14 protein-coding genes are annotated in these 18,515 nt (G+C 70.9%); 12 read left to right on the plus strand and 2 right to left on the minus strand.

Going from position 1 to position 18,515, the window contains the following annotated elements; genetic code table 11:
- Positions 1–11: 11 nt before the first annotated feature.
- The 10 genes from CK951_RS07290 to CK951_RS07335 all read left to right on the plus strand — a co-directional run bounded on the left by CK951_RS07290 (position 12) and on the right by CK951_RS07335 (position 12,608).
- Positions 12–1,283, plus strand: a complete 1,272-nt coding sequence (locus CK951_RS07290) for a flagellar hook protein FlgE (RefSeq protein WP_096785518.1) — start codon at positions 12–14, stop codon at positions 1,281–1,283.
- Positions 1,284–1,292: 9 nt separating this feature from the next.
- Positions 1,293–2,054: a flagellar basal body rod C-terminal domain-containing protein gene (locus CK951_RS07295; protein ID WP_096785519.1), complete on the plus strand. Its 762-nt coding sequence runs from the start codon at positions 1,293–1,295 to the stop codon at positions 2,052–2,054.
- A gap of 58 nt (positions 2,055–2,112) precedes the next feature.
- A complete protein-coding gene (gene flgG, locus CK951_RS07300; protein WP_096785520.1) occupies positions 2,113–2,901 on the plus strand; it encodes a flagellar basal-body rod protein FlgG in 789 nt (262 codons plus the stop codon).
- Between the two features lie 91 nt (positions 2,902–2,992).
- A complete protein-coding gene (locus tag CK951_RS07305; RefSeq protein ID WP_096785521.1) occupies positions 2,993–3,673 on the plus strand; it encodes a flagellar basal body L-ring protein FlgH in 681 nt (226 codons plus the stop codon).
- Positions 3,670–4,785 (plus strand): flagellar basal body P-ring protein FlgI, encoded by a 1,116-nt coding sequence (locus CK951_RS07310; RefSeq protein ID WP_096785522.1) that lies wholly within the window; start codon positions 3,670–3,672, stop codon positions 4,783–4,785. Before CK951_RS07305 ends, CK951_RS07310 begins: the two co-directional genes overlap by 4 nt.
- Positions 4,786–4,908: 123 nt before the next feature.
- Complete coding sequence (locus tag CK951_RS07315) at positions 4,909–5,205, plus strand: rod-binding protein (protein WP_096785523.1); 297 nt, start codon at positions 4,909–4,911, stop codon at positions 5,203–5,205.
- A 4-nt stretch (positions 5,206–5,209) separates the two neighbouring features.
- Positions 5,210–9,307 carry a flagellar hook-associated protein FlgK gene (flgK, locus tag CK951_RS21900; RefSeq protein WP_096785524.1) on the plus strand — a complete coding sequence of 1,366 codons (4,098 nt, stop codon included), beginning with the start codon at positions 5,210–5,212 and terminating at the stop codon, positions 9,305–9,307.
- Positions 9,308–9,314: 7 nt separating this feature from the next.
- Positions 9,315–10,544 (plus strand): flagellar hook-associated protein FlgL, encoded by a 1,230-nt coding sequence (gene flgL / locus CK951_RS07325; RefSeq protein WP_096785525.1) that lies wholly within the window; start codon positions 9,315–9,317, stop codon positions 10,542–10,544.
- 33 nt (positions 10,545–10,577) lie between these two features.
- The gene (locus CK951_RS07330; RefSeq protein ID WP_096785526.1) at positions 10,578–11,357 is read left to right on the plus strand and encodes a transglycosylase SLT domain-containing protein; all 780 of its coding nucleotides are present in this window, start codon (positions 10,578–10,580) and stop codon (positions 11,355–11,357) included.
- Between the two features lie 150 nt (positions 11,358–11,507).
- Positions 11,508–12,608 carry a sigma-54-dependent Fis family transcriptional regulator gene (locus CK951_RS07335; RefSeq protein WP_096785527.1) on the plus strand — a complete coding sequence of 367 codons (1,101 nt, stop codon included), beginning with the start codon at positions 11,508–11,510 and terminating at the stop codon, positions 12,606–12,608.
- A 130-nt stretch (positions 12,609–12,738) separates the two neighbouring features.
- Here the strand turns inward: CK951_RS07335 and fliD are convergent, their stop codons facing one another.
- Entirely contained in the window at positions 12,739–14,394 is a 1,656-nt protein-coding gene (gene fliD / locus CK951_RS07340) for a flagellar filament capping protein FliD (protein ID WP_096785528.1), read from the minus strand.
- A gap of 271 nt (positions 14,395–14,665) precedes the next feature.
- On the opposite strand from fliD, the gene CK951_RS07345 reads away from it, so the two are divergent.
- Complete coding sequence (locus tag CK951_RS07345; protein WP_096785529.1) at positions 14,666–16,276, plus strand: flagellin; 1,611 nt, start codon at positions 14,666–14,668, stop codon at positions 16,274–16,276.
- A 191-nt stretch (positions 16,277–16,467) separates the two neighbouring features.
- Entirely contained in the window at positions 16,468–17,793 is a 1,326-nt protein-coding gene (rpoN, locus tag CK951_RS07350; protein WP_198402417.1) for an RNA polymerase factor sigma-54, read from the plus strand.
- A 48-nt stretch (positions 17,794–17,841) separates the two neighbouring features.
- Here rpoN and CK951_RS07355 read toward each other — a convergent pair whose 3' ends face one another.
- The gene (locus CK951_RS07355) at positions 17,842–18,510 is read right to left on the minus strand and encodes a hypothetical protein (RefSeq protein WP_096785531.1); all 669 of its coding nucleotides are present in this window, start codon (positions 18,508–18,510) and stop codon (positions 17,842–17,844) included.
- Positions 18,511–18,515 lie beyond the last annotated feature (5 nt).

An 18,515-nucleotide genomic window follows, 5' to 3' on the forward strand; every position in this document is an offset into this window, starting at 1 on the left:
GCCTTCTTCCCATGTCGATCAACACCGCCCTCTCGGGGCTTGCCGCGGCCCAGCACGACATCGCTGCCACGTCGCACAACATCGCCAACGTCGGCACCATCGGCTTCCGCGGCAGCCGGGCGGAATTCGCCGACGTGTTCAACGCCTCGCCCTACAGCATCGCCCGCACGGCGGTGGGTTCCGGCGTGCAGACCCTGCGGACCGCGATGCAGTTCGGGCAGGGGTCGGTGGTGGCCACCGGCAACACGCTCGACCTTGCCATCGAGGGGCAGGGCTTCTTCGCCTGCGAGCCGGCGGTGGGGCCGAACTCGGCCAAGCCCGAGCCGGTCTATACCCGCGCCGGTGCCTTCGGCCTCAACGCCGACGGCGTGGCGGTGAACGCCTCGGGGCAGAAGCTGCTCGCCTGGCCGGTCAGTGTCGAGGGCGACGCGCTGAGCCAGGTGCCGGGAACGGCGGTGCCGCTGACCATCCCGCTGACGATGGGTTCGCCAGTGGCGACGGGCAGCGTGGCGCTGTCGGTGGACCTGCCGACCGACGACGCCATGCTGGGCCAGCAGACGGCCGTGCCGCCCGCCGCGGCCTTCGACCCGGCCGATCCTGCGACCTATGCCTCGGTGACCGCCATCCCGGTCTTCGACCAGAACGGCAATGCGGTCGAGGCGGCGGCCTATTTCATCAAGACGTCGAACCCCACGGTCGGCGCGCCCGAGACCGGCTGGGCGGTGCGCCTCGTGGTGGGAGGCGAGCCGCTGACCCCGGCCGAGGGGGATCTGTCCTTCGATGCCACCGGCGCGCTCGCCGCGGGATCGGGCAGCCTCAGCTTCACCGCCGGCACGGGCAAGTCCTATGGGCTCGACCTGACCGGCACGCAGCTGGCCGACCGCAGCTTCGAGGTCAACACCGTGAACCAGGACGGCAAAAGCGCGGCCGCGCTGACCAGCCTCGAGGTGGACGCGAGCGGCACGGTCTGGGCGGCCTATGGCGCGGGCACGCCGGTCGCCATGGGGCAGGTGGTGCTGGTGACCTTCGCCAACCCGCAGGCCCTGCGCCAGCTGGGCGCCTCGGGCTTTGCCGCCACGGCGGATTCGGGCCAGCCGGTCGCGGGCACGGCCGGGGATTCGGGCTTCGGCATCATCCGGGCGGGGGCGCTGGAACACGCGAACGTCGACCTGACCGAGGAACTCGTCCACCTCATCACCGCGCAGCGCAACTACCAGGCCTCGGCCAAGGCGATGGAGACCTCGAACTCGCTGATGCAGACCATCATGAACATCCGCAGCTGAGGCTGACCGATGGACCGCCTGATCCACACCGCGCTGAACTCGCTGGCGAACCTGCGCGACACGCGGGTGATCCAGGCGCAGAACCTTGCCAGCCAGACCGTGCCGGGCTTCCGGCGCGATCTGGTGAACGAGGGCGACCCGCGCTTCCTGCAGGCGATGGATGCGGCCTCGGGCCGCGCCTTCCAGACCGAGCGCGGGCCGCACGAATTCTCCTCCGCGCCCGGAATGCTGAACCAGACCGGCGAGCCGATGGATATCGCCATCGCCGAGGAGGGCTGGTTCTTCATCCAGCCCGACGGCGGCGGCGATCCGGCGCTGTCGCGGCGCGGCGACCTGCGGCTGACCGCCCAGGGCCGGCTGGTGAACGGCGCGGGCGAGGCGATGCTGGATCAGGCGCTGCAACCCATCGACCTGCCGCCGGTGCGCTCGATCACCATCGACGAGGTCGGCCGCATCACCTTCGAGGCGCAGGACGCGCCCGAGGGGCAGGTGACCGAAGGCCCGGTGCTGGCCACCGTCATCCCCGATGCGGGGCTGGCGCTGCGCAAGTCGCCCGACGGCCAGGTGCGGGCGGGCGACAAGCCGCTGCCGCCGCCCAACCAGGGCGCAAAGGTGCTTCAGGGCGTGCTGGAGGCTTCGAACGTCAACACGATGGAGGAGCTTGTCTCCTCGATCGAGTTGCAGCGCACCTTCGAGCTGAACCTGCGCATGATCTCGACCGCGAAGGAGTTGGACGAAAGCGGTTCGCGGCTTCTGCGCCCGCCGGAGTAAGGGCCGGGTGGCACGGGCCTTGCAACCGGAAGCGCGAAGCGCCTGAAGGAGCCACCCGATGTCCACCAACGCGATGCATGTCGCCCAGACCGGTCTGAACGCCCAGCAGACCCGGATGCAGGTGATCTCGAACAACCTTGCCAACGTCAACACCACGGGCTTCAAGCGCGACCGCGCGAATTTCGAGAGCCTGCTCTACCAGACCTGGAAACCGGCCGGCGCGCAGACGTCCGAAGGCACGGCGATGACCTCGCCCTCGGCGGTCGGTACCGGGGTGCGCGTGGTCTCGACCGAGAAGCTCTATACGCAGGGCTCGCTCACCAACACGAATAACGCGCTCGACCTCGCCATCGACGGCCCCGGCTTCTTCGAGGTGCTGATGCCCGACGGCCGCATGGGTTATACCCGCAACGGCACCTTCTCGCAGAATGCCGAAGGCACGATCACCACGCCCTCGGGCTATGTCGTCCAGCCCGAGATCCAGATCCCCGAGGGCGCCGTCTCGGTGACCATCTCGGCCGACGGGATCGTCTCGGTGCTGATGCCCGACGAGACCGAGGCGCAGGAGGTGGGCCAGATCACCATCGCCACCTTCGCCAACCCGCGCGGCCTGCAGCCCGTGGGCGAGACCTTCGCGGTCGAGACCGCGGCCTCGGGCGAGGCGGTGATCGGCAACCCGGTGGAGCCGGGCTTCGGCAAGCTGGTGCAGGGCTCGCTCGAATCCTCGAACGTCAACGTGGTGCAGGAACTCGTGGACATGATCGAGACCCAGCGCGCCTACGAGGTGAATTCCAAGTCCATCTCGGCCTCGGACGAGATGATGCAGTTCCTTGCCAACAAGCTCTGAGATCCCGATGCCCCGCCGCGCCCCGCCGACCCACTTCCGCGTTCCGCCCCCTCCGGGCCTTCCGTCCGCCGGGGCGCCCTTGTCGGCTGCAATGCCGGGACGCGCCGCCCGCCGCGCCGCCGGGGCCGGCGGCCTCGCCCTCGTCCTGCTCTCGGCCTGTTCGACCTATGTCGAGGACCGCGCCTCGGAAGCCTGGGCGCCGGTCTATCCGGTGGAGGAGCCCGCGCGGCTCGACAGCCTGCCCACCGGCGGGATCTACACCGAGACCTCGCGCGGCCTCTTCGTCTCGGATCGCCGGGCGGCGCGCGTCGGCGACATCGTGACGGTCGATTTCGACGAGAAGTTCTCGGCCTCGAAGTCGCAGTCGGCCTCGGGGGCGCGGACGAACGACTATGACATCGACCTGCCCGACGCGATCACGCTGGGCCTTGATGACGGGGCGCTGACCAACAGCACCGACCAGAGCTTTGCCGGCAAGGGCGCGGCCTCGCAATCGAACTCGCTGCGCGGGCGGATGTCGGTCTCGGTCACGCGCATCCTGCCGGGCGGCAATCTCGAGATCATGGGCCAGAAGCTGCTGACGCTGAACAACGGCAATGAATACGTCCGGCTGAAGGGCGTGGTGCGCCCCGAGGACATCGGCCCGGACAACGTGGTGACCTCGGACCGGATCGCCCATGCCGAGATCAAGTACATCGGGGCGGGCGACACGGCCGATACAGCCAGGCCCGGCTGGCTGCGCCGCGGCCTTTCCGTGGTCTCGCCGCTGTGAGGGTGGGGCTTCTCCTCGGCCTGCTGCTTGCGCTGGCGCCGCCGGCCTTCGCCGACCGGCTGAAGGATCTGGCGACGGTGGCGGGGGTGCGGTCGAACCCGCTGGTGGGCTATGGCATCGTGGTCGGCCTGTCCGGCACCGGCGACGGCAACTCGCAGCTGACGCAGCAGTCGATGCAGTCGCTGATCTCGCGGCTGGGGCTGTCGGTCGATGCCTCGGACCTGAAGGCGAAGAACGCCGCCGCCGTGATGGTGACGGCCGATCTCGCGCCCTTCCTGAAGATCGGCCAGACCCTCGACGTGACGGTCTCGACCGTCGGGCAGGCCAAGTCGCTGAAGGGCGGCACGCTTCTGATGACGCCGTTGATGGGCGCGGATGGCGAGGTCTACGCCATCGCGCAGGGCAACCTGATCGTGGGCGGGCTGGGGGTCGAGGGGCAGGACGGCTCGTCGCTGACCGTCAACATCCCGACGGTGGGGCGTGTGCCGCGCGGCGGTTCGGTCGAGAAGATGGTCGAGACCCCGTTCCTCGAGACCGACCACCTGATGCTGAACCTGAACCGGGGCGACTTCTCGACCGCCGCGGCCGTCGCCGAGGGCGTGAACCGGACCTTCGGCCCCGAGGTGGCGGTGGCGCTCGACGGCACCTCGATCCGCGTTCGCGCGCCCAGCGACCCTGCCCAGCGCGTCAGCTTCATGAGCCTGCTGGAAAACATCGAGGTGGACCCCGCGCCGCCGGTGGCGAAGGTCGTGGTGAATTCGCGCACCGGAACCGTGGTGATCGGCGGACAGGTCAAGGTGACGCCGGCAGCCGTCACGCATGGCTCGCTGACCGTCCGCGTCACCGAGGACCAGCGCGTGACACAGGGCGCCAGCGTGGTGGTGGGCAACAATGCGACGGTGGTCGCCCCGGGCGAGCCGGTCGTGACCCCCGACAGCACCCTTCAGGTTGCCGAGGACCCGGCCAAGGCCTTCGTCTTCGATCCCGGCGTCTCGCTGAGTTCGCTGGTGGACGCGATCAATGCCGTCGGTGCCAGCCCCTCGGATCTCGTCGCGATCCTCGAGGCGCTGCGCGAGGCGGGCGCCCTGCGCGCGGAACTGGTGGTGATCTGATGGCGCGCGTTCGGCCGACCCTTTCGGATGGCCGGGCGCGGGAAGGCGGCGGCGGCGCGGGACCTGCATCGCCGGTCATGCCGGGCCGGCACAGCGCCCGGCCCCTGTGAGGAGACGGACCCGATGGACGTGAAGCTTCACCCGCTGTCGCCGCTGTCGCTGGCCGGAAGCCGGCCGGAACCACAGGGCCGCGAGGATCTGCGGCAGGCGGCGCAGGGCTTCGAGTCGCTCTTCGTCACCGAGCTTCTGAAGGCGGGCCGGGCGGGCCTGCCGGGCGACGACCTGCTGGGTTCGGCTGGCGTCGATACGGCGCGGGACATGCTGGACATGGAGCTTGCCCGCAGTTCCGCCGGACGCACCGGCTTCGGGATCGCCGATGCCATCGAGCGCCAGTTCGCGCCCTTCGTGAAGGGAAGCTGAAGACATGTCCATCCTCGACATCGCGCGTTCGGGCATCCTGTCCTATCGCTCGGCGCTGTCCGTTACGGCCGAGAACATCGCCAACGTGAACACCGAAGGCTACGTGCGGCGCGAGATCTCGCTGCAGCAGGCGCCGGGCGGACAGACGACGGCGACAAGCGGCGGCACCTCGGGGCAGGGGGTGCGGGTCGAGGATGTCCGACGCGCCTTCGACGGGCTGGTGGCCAACCGCCTGCGCGGCGCCGAATCCGCCTCGGCCTCGGCGACCAGCCTTGAAAGCACGGCCGCCGCGCTCGAGACGCTGTTCCTTTCGGGCGCGGGCAGCGTGCCCGAGGCGCTGTCGGGCTTCTTCGATGCGGTGAACGCGCTATCCGCCAGCCCCTCCGACGGGGCGCTGCGGCAGGTGATGATGGCCGCCGGCGAGGATCTGTCGAGTGCGTTCAACCAGGTGGCCGGCGGCCTCGCCGGCCTTCGGACCGAGGTGCTCGATCTGTCCCGGCAGGCGGCCGGGCTGGCGTCCAGCCAGCTTGAGCAGCTGGCGCAGCTCAACGGCCGGATGGTGGGCTCGTCGCAGGGCGCGCTCAACCCGTTGCTGGACGAGCGTGACCGGCTGCTTCGGGACCTGTCGCAATCGGTGGGCATCTCGGCCAGCTTCGACCAGATCGGGCGGGTGCGCGTGACACTGGGTGCGGCACCGGGGGGGCCGCTGCTGGTCGAGGGCGACGTGGCGACCGAGGTCGGGGTGGCCGAGGCCGGCGGCCTGGTGCTCAGCCTGACGCGGAATGGCGCGACCAGCCAGAGCCGCCAGATCTCGGGGGGCAGCCTGCAGGGGCTGGCGGCCTCGCTGGGGGCGGTGGACAATGCCGCGGCGGAGCTTGACGCGCTGGCGCAGCAGATCGCCGCCGAGATGAACGCCGTGCACCGGCAGGGTCTGGACCAGACCGGGCAGCCGGGCGGCGATCTCTTCGCGCTGGAGGGGTGGAAGGTCGCGGCGCCGGCCACCAACCGCGGCGGCGCGGGGGCCAGCATCGAGAGCTTCGTGATGGACGAGGCGCCCGGGGAGGTGACGCTGGTTCGCGACGGCGCGGCCGCCCTGTGGCGCGCCTTCGATGCCGCGGGAACCGAGATCGGCAGCGGCACCGAGACGGTGGCGCTGCCCGGGTTGACGCTTCGGATGACCGGGGTTGCGCAGGACGGCGACCGGCTGCTCGTGACGCCGCGCACGGGGCGCGCCATCGACATGCGCTTCGTGCCGACCACGACCCGCCAGATCGCAGCAGCCGCCGCGACGCTGGTCTCGGCCTCGGCCGGGAACGGGGGCAGCGCGACGGCCACATTGACTCCGGTGACGGTGGAGCCGCCGGCGCTGGGAACGGTGGCCGGGCTTCTCGCGGGCGGCGGGGGCGCCGAGGCGGTCTCGCTGATCCGCGCCGGCGTGGTGGGCTACGTCCCCGCGGGCACGAAGTCGCTGGAACTGGCAAGCCTCGGGACGCAGTCGGCGCAGGATTTCCTGCTGAGCGATGCCGAGGCGGGGCAGGCCACGCGGCTGTCGTTCTCGCTGGGGGGGACGCTTCACGAGTTCGACCTTGCGCCCCTTGCCGCGACATCGGTGGAAGGCCTTGTCGCGTCCCTCAATGCAGGGGCGGCCAGCGCCGCGGGCGAGACGCTGGCCGCCCTTGGCGTGACAGCCAGCGGCACCGGAGGGCGGCTGACACTGACGCTCGGCAGCGGCGATTTCGACGCGGGCGCCCAGATCACCGGGCCGGGGCTGGCCGTGGCGGGCAGCCGCACCGCGTCCGAGCCGGCCGGCGGCACGATCCAGATCATCACGCGGGAAGGGCGCCACATCGCCGGCACCCCGCTCTCGGCCGCCGAGGCCGCGCTGCTCCTGACCGAAGAGAACGGCTTCCTGCCAGGTGCCGTCTATACCTACGCCGCCGACCCTCTCGACGCGGCCGGCGGCACCGCCTACCGCGGGCTGGGGCTGGACAGTGCGCTCGTTCCCGGCCGGCAGGCGCTGTCGCTGGGGATCGCGCTGCCTGCGACCGGCACCTCGGGCAGCCTGCCCATCGGGACGGAGGCGAGCCGTCTGTCGTTCGACACCGGCACCGGCCTGCCGGTTGCCGTGGACATCGCCGGGGGCACCTCGGCCCGGCGCGCCGCGGCGGCGATCGGTGCGGCGCTCGACGGGGTCGAGGCCTCGGCGCGGACCGCCGTCCTTGTGGCCGCGCCCGCCGACGGCGCCCTGTCCTTCCGGCTGACGGGCAGCAACCCCACGCCGCTGACGATCAGCGGGGCGGTGGCGGGCGGGCGGATGGATGGCGTGGCCCAGGCGGTCAATGCGGTAAGCGCGGCGACCGGCATCCGGGCCGAACTGTCGCCGGACGGTATGCGGCTGCTGCTCGTGCAGGACGAGGGCGAGAACATCTCGCTGACCTCCGTGGCCCATCAGGCGGGCGCTCCGGTCACGCTGCAAGCGGTGGATGCCGATCACCGGGCGGTCGGGGGCCCCGTCACGCTTTCGGGCAGCGCCGACAGCGTGCGCTTCACCGGGCAGGTCCGGCTGTCCTCGGCCTCGGGCTTTTCCGCCGATCTGGACGGCACGCGGACGGAATCCGAGGTCGATCCCCTGCTGGGCGGCCTGATCACCCGCACGCAGAGCGGGGCGGGCGCTGTCCAGCGGCTCGACTTCCGGTTCGATGCCGCGGTCGACGGCGCGGGCGTCTCGGCGGACGGGCTGGCTGCGCAGTCGGCATCGGCGCGCTACTCGGTCACGCTCGGCAGCCGCTCGGTCACGCTCGATGCGGGTGCCGCCGGCGTGACGGACGGGGCGGGCGTCGCCGCGGAACTGGCGGCGCTTCTGCGCGAGGGCGCGCCGACGGCCAGCCTCACCGGGCGGGCCCTGACCGCCCCGCCGCCGGATGGACGCTCGGTCACCCTGTCCTACGAGGGGCAGAGCTACACCCTGCGCATGTCGGGCGGCAGCCTCGTCGTCGAGGGCGGCGAGTCGGGCCTGCTGACGGCGGGATTCGACGCCTCGAACCGGTTGCAGGTCCGCGCCGCAGGGTCGCTCGACGGGGCGGGCATTGTGGTCGAGTCGGGCGCCGCGGCGGCCTTCGGCATCGCGGCGGCGGATGGCGCCGTCCTGCGGCTGCAGGGCGAACCGGCCGATCCCGCGGGGCTGCCGTCCTCGTTCGACGTGACGGTCGGCGGCACGAACTGGACCCTTGCCGCCGATGCCGGGGGCATCACGCTGCCCGCAGGCTTTCCGGGCAGCGCCGCATGGGATGCGGAGGGCCGGCTGGTGCTGGAGATCCCGGCCACTGCCGGTGCGCTGCGCGTGGCACCGCAGGCCGGCGCGCGGGCGGCCGGTCTGGCGACCGAGGGTGCGCATGTGGCGGTGACGGGCGGCGGGCTGGTGCTGACCGCGACCGACGGCGCGCCGCTTCCGCTCACGGCCGGGGCCGAGGCTCTGGCAAGCCAGCGCCTCCGCCTCACCGACCTGCCCGACGAGGATCTGATCGTCGTGATGACCGGCGGCGGATCGCTGCGGCTGGCGGGCGCGGTCGAGGCCGGCACCCCGTCCGCCATTCCGCCGGCGGTCGAGGTGCGGGTGACCGATGCCGCGACCGGCCGGATCGAGGTGTTCGACCAGGCCACCGGCCATTCCATCGGCACCCGGACGCTGGGCGCGGACGGATCGGCCACCGTTGCCGGGCTGCGCATCAGCCTCGAAGGTCAGGCCGCCACCGGCGACCGGTTCTTCCTGACGCAGAACTCCACCACGGCGGGCGGGGCCGATATCCTCGGGCGGCTGCTCGACCTCAGCACGGGCGACCGGGCCACGGGGCAGGGCGGCTATGGATCGGACTATGCGCATCTGCAGGCGCGCCTCGGTAGCCAGGCCAGTGCCGCGAGCGGCCGCGTCTCCGCCACGGGGGCAGCCCTCGAGGTGGCCGAGCGCGCAGCGGCCGAGGCGGGCGCGGTGGATCTCGATGCCGAAGCCGCAAGGCTGGTCGAGCAGCAGCAGGCCTACCAGGCGTCCTCGCAGGTGCTCTCGGTGGCGCAGACCCTGTTCGAAACCCTTCTGAACGCATTGTGAGGCGACCATGACCATCGGTAACACCCTGTTCGCCGCACTCGCCAGCCGCAGCTTCAGCCGGCTGCAGTCGGACATCGGCAGCCTTCAGGAACGGATTTCGGCCGGCACGCAGGACCCGCGGCCGTCCACCGACCTCGCGCGGTCGATCCGCCTGTCGGCCGCGGTGGAACAGCGCGCGGCACTCGACCGGTTCGCGGCCAATGCCACCACCGCGGCGGACCGGCTGGCCCATGCCGACCTGACGCTGTCGGACGTGTCGACCTACACGCGCGAGTTGAAGGACATCGTGCTGCAGATGGGCAATGCCAGCCTGACCGACGAGGGTCGCGCCGGCCTGCGGATCGAGGCCGAGGCGCTGCGCGACGCGCTGCTGTCGGCGGCGAACCGCACGGATGGCCTCGGGCAGGGCCTGTTCTCGGGCTATGGGACCGAGGCGGCCTTCGTCGAGAAGGGGGGCAAGGTCGTCTTTGCCGGCAATGACGGCCAGACCGTCGCGCAGCTGTCCGAGAGCATGCGGCTGCCCACCGGCCTCGGCGGATCCGAGGTCTTCATGTCGGTGAGGACGGCAGGCGGCGTGCGCAGCCTGTTCGACATCGCCGACGATCTGGTCGCGGCCCTGACGCCGCCGATCAGCCGGGCCAGCGTCTCGGCCAGCGCGAACGACAGCGCCACATTGTCCATCGCGGCGGTGCGGGGCGAGGCCACGCTGCGCTTCACGCTGTCGGGCCCGCTGGGATCGGCCGGGATCGAGCAGGTCCTGCCCGGCTCCGTCGAGGATGCGATCAACGCCGCGTCCAGCCTGACCGGCATCAGCGCCAGTGCCGACGGGACGGGTGCGCTGCTCCTGACGGCGCGGGGCGGGATCGAGGTTTCGGGGTTCAGCCGCAGCGACGAGACGCCGGCGGTGCTGGCCTCGTTCACCGATGCGGCGGGCACGGTGAAGCCGCTGGCGGCCGAGCGGTTCCACGCCTCGAAGCTGACGGTGGCGCTGGACGATGCCGTCAGCCACATGGCCGAGCAGCGCGCCCGCGCAGGCTCGCTCGCCGCGACCGTGGACCGGCAGAAGGAAACCATCACCGCGCGCCAGACGCGGATGGCGCAGGCGGTGGCCGGGCTCGAGGATCTGGATGTGGCCGCGGCGGTCACCCGGCTGCAATCGCTGCTTCTGACGCAGGAGGCGGCGCAGCAGACCTATGTGAAGATCGCGAACCGCAGCCTGTTCGACTACCTGCGCTGACCCGACTGGCACGGGCCTTGCCCGGAGGAGGGCATGAGGCTGGTGCTGTCGCTTTTTCTCCTTCTCCTGCTGGGCACGCCCGCGCTGCGCGCCGCGGAAAGCTGTGAGCAGCTCGCCGCCGCTGCTGGGGCCGAGGCGGGCATCCCCGAGGGCCTCATGCCCGCGATCGCGCGCGTGGAATCGGGCCGCAGCGGCGGCGCCTGGCCCTGGACGCTGAACCAGGGCGGAAAGGGGATGTATTTCGAGACCCGGGACGAGGCGCTGGCGATGCTGCGCTCGGTCGTGGCTTCGGGCGTCACCAACATCGATGTCGGCTGCATGCAGCTGAACTGGCGCTGGCATTCGCCAGCCTTCGGCTCGGCCGAAGAGATGATCGACCCCTTGCGCAACACGCGCCATGCCGCGCGTTTCCTCGTGGAACTGCGCCAGCGCCTCGGCTCGTGGGAGGCGGCGACCGCGGCCTATCACTCGTCCGACCGGAGCCGCGGCACGGCCTATCTTGCCAAGGTCGAGGCGGCCCGCGGCGGTGTCCAGCTGGCCGATGCCGGCGGGCCGCTGCCCGACGAGGCGACCATGGCCGCCGCGCGGGTGCAGGGGCTTCTGGTCCTTGCGCCGCAGCCGATGGTGGCGCTGGGGGATGGCATGGCGGCCTTCGGCCTGCCCGAGGCCGCCGCGGCCATCCCGTCCCGCCTGCCCGCCCGCCTGCCGCAGGGCGCGACGGGCCTTCTGGCCGAGGCCGACCTGCCGCCCCGGCTGCGGGCGCGGTGGACGAGCATCGAGTCCTTCCGCGCAGTGCTTGCCGAACAGCCCTGAGAACGAAACCTCTCCTAATGGATGGGACGGGCCTCCCTATTGTGTAAGACTGACTTTTTGGTCGGGTGAAAGCGCCAATGGCTCTGTTTACGCGACGTCGACATATACGCGATTTTAACCTTGTTTTCCGAAGGATGGCGATCGCGCAAGATGACCAGTCACTTCTCGCCCGAGGGCGCAGTTTCCCGCCCGTTGCCCCCGCCGGCCGGCCTGATCGACCGTGTCATCCCGGGCGAGTCCCTGCCGATCCGGCGGGTGAAGGCCCTGATCGCGGCGGTCGCCGTCAGCGACGCGCCGGTCCTCGTCCACGGGTCCACGGGAACCGGCAAGGAACTGGCGGCCGAGGCGCTGCATCGCGCCTCGGGGCGTCAGGGGCCGCTGGTGGCGGTCAACTGCGCGGCGATTCCGGCGGAACTTCTCGAGTCGGAACTGTTCGGTCACGAGAAAGGCGCCTTCACCGGCGCGGACCGCCAGCGGATCGGCCGGATCGAGATGGCCAGCGGCGGTACGCTGTTCCTCGACGAGATCGGCGACATGCCGCTTGCCCTGCAGGCGAAGCTTCTGCGCGTTCTGGAAAGCCGGCGCATCTCGCGCGTGGGGGGCAGCGCCGAGATCGAGGTGGACTTCCGCCTCGTCACCGCGACGCACCGCGACCTTGCGCGGCAGGTGGCCGCCGGCGGCTTCCGCACCGACCTCTTCTACCGGATCAACGTCTTCCCGCTGACCCTGCCCGACCTGCGCGAGCGGACCTCGGACATTCCGCTGATCCTTGCCCGCATGATCGACGATCATCAGGCGCGCAACCCGGCCTCGGACGTGCCGCATTTCGACGCCGGCGCGCTGCGGGCGCTGTCGGCGCATGATTGGCCCGGTAACGTGCGCGAGCTGCGCAACGTGCTGGCCCGCGCCTTCGTGCTGTTTCCCGGCCGGATGGTCACCGCACGCCACGTGCGCGAGAACCTTCTGCAACTGGCCATGCCCGACCCGGAGGGCGAGGGCAACCTGCCGCCGCCGCCATCGCCCGCAACACAGGGCCTGCCCGAGCCGCAGCACTTCCAGCAGGCGCTGTCCAGCCGGTCCGACCTCGACCTGCGCGGCTACCTGCGCGACATCGAGGTGGCGCTGATCGAGGCCGCGCTTGCGCAGCGCGATGGTTGCGTGACCCGCGCAGCCGATGCCCTGAGGCTGCGGCGCACCACCCTGATCGAGAAGATGAAGAAGTTCGGCATCCTGCGCGGCGCCGAGGCCTGAGGTCACCCCACGGCGGCCTTCCCGCGAGACCCGCGCCAGGCGGGCACCCGGCATTCGGGCGACGGCCAGAGGTTGGCCGTCCGGCGTCGGCCCTGCGCCCGGTCCGCCGCGCGCCCGGAAATCGCCCGCCTCAGTCGTCCGCGTGCCAGGCTGCGATCAGGTTCTCGAGATAGGTGCCGGTGCTCTTCATCCGGCTCACCGCCTGTTCCATCGCGGTGAACTGGGCGAGGTAGCGCTGTTCCAGCTTGCCCTCGCGCGTGTCGAGGCTCTCGAGGATCGCGTTCTGCGCCTCGACGCCCGCCTTGATCTGCGTCTCGCGCTCGGAAATGGCGCCGTTGGTGGCCAGCGCCCCCTCGAGCAGCCCCTGCAGCGACGAGGCGAGGCTGCGGCCGAAGCGCACGGTGGCATCGGTCACCTCGGGCTCGACCGTCACCAGCAGCCCCGAAAGCCGGCCGGACAGGACGAGATAGCGGCTCCGGCCGTCCTCGGCGGGCAGGGCGAGCGTGGCCGCTCCGTCCACCGTCGCCTCGCCGGTCACCGCATCGCGCCGGAAAGCGAACTCGCCCGAGGGCGCGCTGCCCGACAGGACGCCCGTCACGGACACGCCCGCCTGCGGCGAGGTGAAGCTGTTGGCGAAGATGGCGTCGAAGAGCGCCGGCTGCTCGGCGAAGGCGGTCTGGAACGCATCCGCATCGAAGCGCAACGAGCCGTCGCGGTTGGTCGAGACGCCCAGTTGCGAGAGATAGACCGGCTTCTCGCCATGCCCGTTCAGCGGTCGCGAGATCAGCGCGGCAAGTTCCCGCCGCATCCCCTCGACCATCCTGTCACCGGCAAGATCGCCCGAGTCGCTGCCGTCGGTCGCGCGCAGCGTCAGCTGTCCCAGAAGCGACAGGGTCGCGTTCAGTTCCTCGACCAGATAGGTCATCGCGGCCTCGGCGGTTTCGGTGTCGCGGCTGAAGCGGACCGTGGCCGCGTCCGAGGTGGTGCCGGAAATCGTCAGGCTGGCACCCGGCAGCAGGTCGTCGATCTCGTTCGACCCGCGCGAGACGGTGATCCCGTCCACGGTCAGCACGGCGTCGGTGGCCGCCTGGATCTCGACATCGGCATTGCTGGCCGTGGTGTCGAAGCGGGCAAGGCCGCTGCCGGACACCGTCTCGGTCACGCCGAAGCGCAGGGCGCTGCCGGCGCCGGGCTCTGAAATCACGCCGAGCGAGAAAGTGCCGTCGCCCTTGTCGAGCACCCGCGCCGTCACGCCCGGGATCGAGGAAAGCGCGGTCGCGAGGTCCTGCAGCGTCGCCCCGTCGCCCACGTCGATGGAGGAGGCCGGAAGGTCCGGATTGGCCGCGAAATTCGTCGCGACCTCCTCGCCTTCGGGCGCATACCAGACGCCGAAGTCGACCGTGATCCGTCCGGCGGCCAAGGGCGCATCCGCCGCGGTGAAGCCCGAGAACTCGATCACCTGACGCTGCGCCATCTGCAGCACCTCGATCGAGGTCGCGGAGTCGCTGACAAGCGCCTTGTCGGTGACGGTGACCGCCAGCGCGGAACTGGAACTCGTGGCCTTCAGCACCGAGGATTGCGTGACCACCCCGATGGCGCCCGACAGCGTCTCGAACTGCGCCCGCACCTTGCCGAGCGCCGAGATCGAGACATCGGCCGCCTCGATCCGCTTCTCGGCCGCCGCGCGCCGCGGGGCGGTGTCGGCCTCGACGAGGCTCGTCGTCAGCTGCCTGATGTTCAGCCCTGACCCGGATGCGCCGAGTGCGTTCAGATAGTCCACGGCCATGGCGATGTTCCTTCCGCTCCTTCGTCAGTAACGGCTCGGGGGCCGCCGGGTTTAGCGCCCGCGCGCGATGGGGCCGCGCGGCCACGCGGGCGGCGGGACCGGATCCTGCACCACCGGCACGCCGCCCCGGGCAGCGCGCGGTGTGCGGGCTGAAGGCGTGCCGCATCCCGCCTTTCGGGCTTTTCGGGACGGCCGGCTAAAAGTTTTCGGAACGGGTCGTTTAGGAGGCAGAGCGCCACCGAGCGCGAGGCGAGATCAGGAGGTTCATCCCATGACGACGATCAACACGAACATCGGTGCCATCGCGGCTCAGGCCAACATGACCCGCGTGAACGACGACTTCAACACCGCGATGACGCGGCTTTCGACCGGCCTGCGGATCAACGCCGCCAAGGACGACGCCGCCGGCATGGCGATCGGCGAGAAGATGACCGCGCAGGTCATGGGCCTGAACCAGGCGATCCGCAACGCCCAGGACGGCAAGAACCTGGTGGACACCACCGAAGGCGCGCACGTCGAGGTCTCGTCGATGCTCCAGCGCCTGCGCGAACTGGCGGTGCAATCCTCGAACGACACCAACACCGCCTCGGACCGCGGTTCGCTGATGTCGGAAGCCAGCCAGCTTGTCTCGGAAATCAACCGCGTCGCCGAAACGACCACCTTCAACGGCATGAAGATCCTCGACGGCTCGTTCAAGGGCAAGCAGATGCAGATCGGCGCCGACTCGGGCACCACGATGAACATCGACGTCGAAAGCGCCAAGGCCAGCGACATCGGGGCGCACAAGGTGACGTCCGAAGCCTCGACCTCGGACTTCGCGGCCGAAACGCTGACGATCTCGGGCAACCGCGGCTCGGAGCAGGTGACCACGAAGGGCGGCGAATCCGCCAAGGAGATCGCAGCCCTGATCAACGCCAAGACCGCATCGACCGGCGTCAGCGCGACGGCGCAGACCAATGCGACGCTGGAAGGCCCGAAGAACGCCGGCGGCACCGGCGTCGCCTCGACCGTCTCGATGACCATCAACGGCGTCGCGATCGACGCGGTGTCCGTCGCCGCCGAGACGACCGAGAACGCCAGCACCCGCCTCGAGGGGCTGCGCGACGCGATCAACCAGAAGACCAGCCAGACCGGCGTGAGCGCGAGCATCAAGGACGGCGAGATCTCGCTGACCGCCAATGACGGCCGCGACATCGAGATCGACGATTTCACCAGCTCGACCACCGGGTCCTCGATGAAGATCTCGACCGGTGACGGGGCGGCGAGCGCGACCCTCTCTTCCGGCACCACGAGCGTCGACATCAAGGGCACCGTGGAGTTCACTTCCACCAACTCCTTCTCGGTCGCGACCGACAAGGCTGCCACCGCCGGGGCCGAGGTCGAGGACTCGACCGACACGCCGACGGAAGACACGCTCTATGACACGGTGACGGCCGGCACCGGCGACACCTCGATGTTCGACACGGACGGAAGCCTTGAGGCGCGCGCCCTTCTTGGAACCGCTGCGGCAGCGGAAGGTGGTTCGGAAACCATGACCACTTCCCAGCACTTCGGCTCGAAGCTCAGCGCGGTCTCGCAGATCGACCTGACGACCTCCGAGGGCGCTGCCGAAGCGATCAAGGTGATCGACGTGGCGCTGTCGAAGATCTCGGAATCGCGGGCCGACCTCGGTGCCGTCTCCAACCGCCTCGACTCGACGATCTCGAACCTGACGAACATCTCGACCAGCGTGCAGGCCGCGAAGTCGCAGGTGATGGATGCCGACTTCGCCGCGGAATCGACGGCGCTCGCCCGCGGCCAGATCCTCAGCCAGGCGGCGACCGCGATGCTTGCGCAGGCGAACTCGTCCAAGCAGAACGTGCTGAGTCTGCTCCGCGGCTGACGGAAAACCGACAGCAGGCCAAGCGCCCTCCGCCCGGCATCGGGCGGAGGGCTTTCGCATCAGGCACTTGCGCGGCGCGCCCGCCGCAGACGTGTCAGGCTTCCGTCGTTTTACCCCTGTCAAACGGAAATTTTGCCTGATCGGCAATTTTTGGCCAGTTTGGGGGCAAGGACAGCAGGAAGGCGTTGACGATGCAGCTTTACACCGCCCAGAGCTTCGCACAGCGCCAGTCGCTCGTGGTGACGGCGCAGTTGCAACAGGCGATCTGCCTGCTTCAGATGCCCAATGCGGAACTCTCGTCCTTCATCGAGGCCCAGGCCGAGGAAAACCCGTTCGTCGAGCTGCGCCTGCCTCCGGCGCCCGCGCCGTCCGTGGCCTTGCCCCGCACGGCCGCGGCGGTGGGCGACGACTGGGACCGGATCGCGGGCCTCGCGGCCGATCCGGGGCCGTCGCTCTATGTCCATGTCGGCGCCGAGATCGCGCGCCTTGGCCTGACGCCGGCCGAAGCCGCGTCCGCCGGGGTCTTTCTCGACGCGCTCGAACCCTGGGGATGGCTCGGCCAGCCGCTGGACGTGCTGGCACTGCGCGCGGGGCTGTCGGAGGCCGAGGCCGAGGCGCTGCTGGCACGGCTGCAGGGGATCGAGCCCCGCGGCCTGTTCGCGCGGTCTCTGGCCGAGTGCCTGCGGCTGCAGGCCGAGGATCAGGGGCTGCTCACGCCGCTCTTCTCGGCCGTGCTCGGGCATCTGCCGCTGCTCGCTGCCGCGGATCTGCGCGGCATCTGCCGTGCCTGCGGCTGCGGGATGGAGGAACTGAAGCTCGTCCTGCGCCAGCTGCGCGGGCTGAACCCGAAGCCCGGCGCGCTGTTCGATGCCGCGCCGTCGCCGCAGCGGCCGCCGGACCTGGTGGTCAGCCGCAGCGCCGAGGGCTGGCGCGTCGACCTGAACCGGTCCACCCTTCCGTCCGTGGTGGTGCGTGACGATGCCGCCGAGGGCTTCGCGCGCCGCGCCGCGCCCTATGTCGGCGAGCGGCTTTCGGTGGCTCGCTGGCTGGCCCGCGCGGTCGAGCACCGCAACCAGACCACGCTGAAGGTCGGCGCCGAGGTGGTGCGGCGCCAGAAGGGTTTCCTCGACGAGGGCCTGTCGAAGATGCAGCCGATGACGCTGCGCGAGGTGGCCGATGCCATCGGCGTGCACGAAAGCACGGTGAGCCGCGTCACCTCGGGGCTGATGATCGCCACGCCGCAGGGCACCTTTCCCCTGAAGTCGTTTTTCACGGCTGCGCTGGCCAGCCGCGAGGGGGACACCTCCGGCTCGGCCGCGGCAGTCCGGCACCGCATCCAGAAGCTGGTTCAGGCCGAGTCCCCCGACGACCCGCTGAGCGATGATGCCATCGCCCGGATCATCTCGGACGAGGGGGTGACGCTGGCCCGTCGAACGGTTGCCAAGTATCGCGAGCAGCTGAACATCCCGTCCTCGGTCCAGCGCCGCAGGCAGGCGCTGGTGACCGGCGCACTCTGACCCGCTTCCACGGGAGCCCCTCTCTGGCCGTTCGGCGGCGCGCGCCGTTCAGGCCGACACCGGGGCAGCGGCCGCCGGGGCGCGGGCGAACAGGAACCGTGCGCGGCCATCAAGTCCCCTCCACGCCGCATGCGCCCCGGCCTCGTTGCGCGCCGCCAGCACCGCCACCGGCTGCATCCCGCGCAGGCGGCGGTCGGCCCGGACATAGGCGGGGCCCGCACTTCCGACATGGATCGCCGCCAGCAGGTAGACCGGCACGGCCAGCCACGGCACCACGGCGAAGGCAAGGGCCACCGCCGCCATCAGCGCCGCCGCCAGCCCCCAGAGCCGCATCTGCAACAGCCACAGGGGCGCAGCCAGCAGCGCGGCGCGCGAGGCGGGCAGGGGCTGGATGTCATAGCAGCCGTCGCGTGCCGCCATCACCTCCCAGTTGCAAAGCGCCTCCGGGTGCAACCTTGCGCCGTCCGGCAGTGCCGTGGCGGGAACGGCAATCCAGTCGCCGAGGGCCGCGGTTTCGGCCAGCACGACGAAGTCCGCCTCGCCGCGCCGGAAGCCGAGCGCAAGCCGGGGCGCTGCCGCGAAGCGTGCGGCGAAATCCTCCGGTGCGCCCGTGAAGGGCAGGCCGTTGACGCGGCAAAGCCGGTCGCCCGGCCGCAGGTGCAGGGCGGCCCCGGCTGGGGAAGGCGAGGCAAGTTCTAGGCAGAGTGCGTCGGTCATGGCGG

The sequence above is a fragment of the Rhodobacter sp. CZR27 genome, from assembly GCF_002407205.1.
Taxonomy (GTDB): domain Bacteria; phylum Pseudomonadota; class Alphaproteobacteria; order Rhodobacterales; family Rhodobacteraceae; genus Cereibacter_A.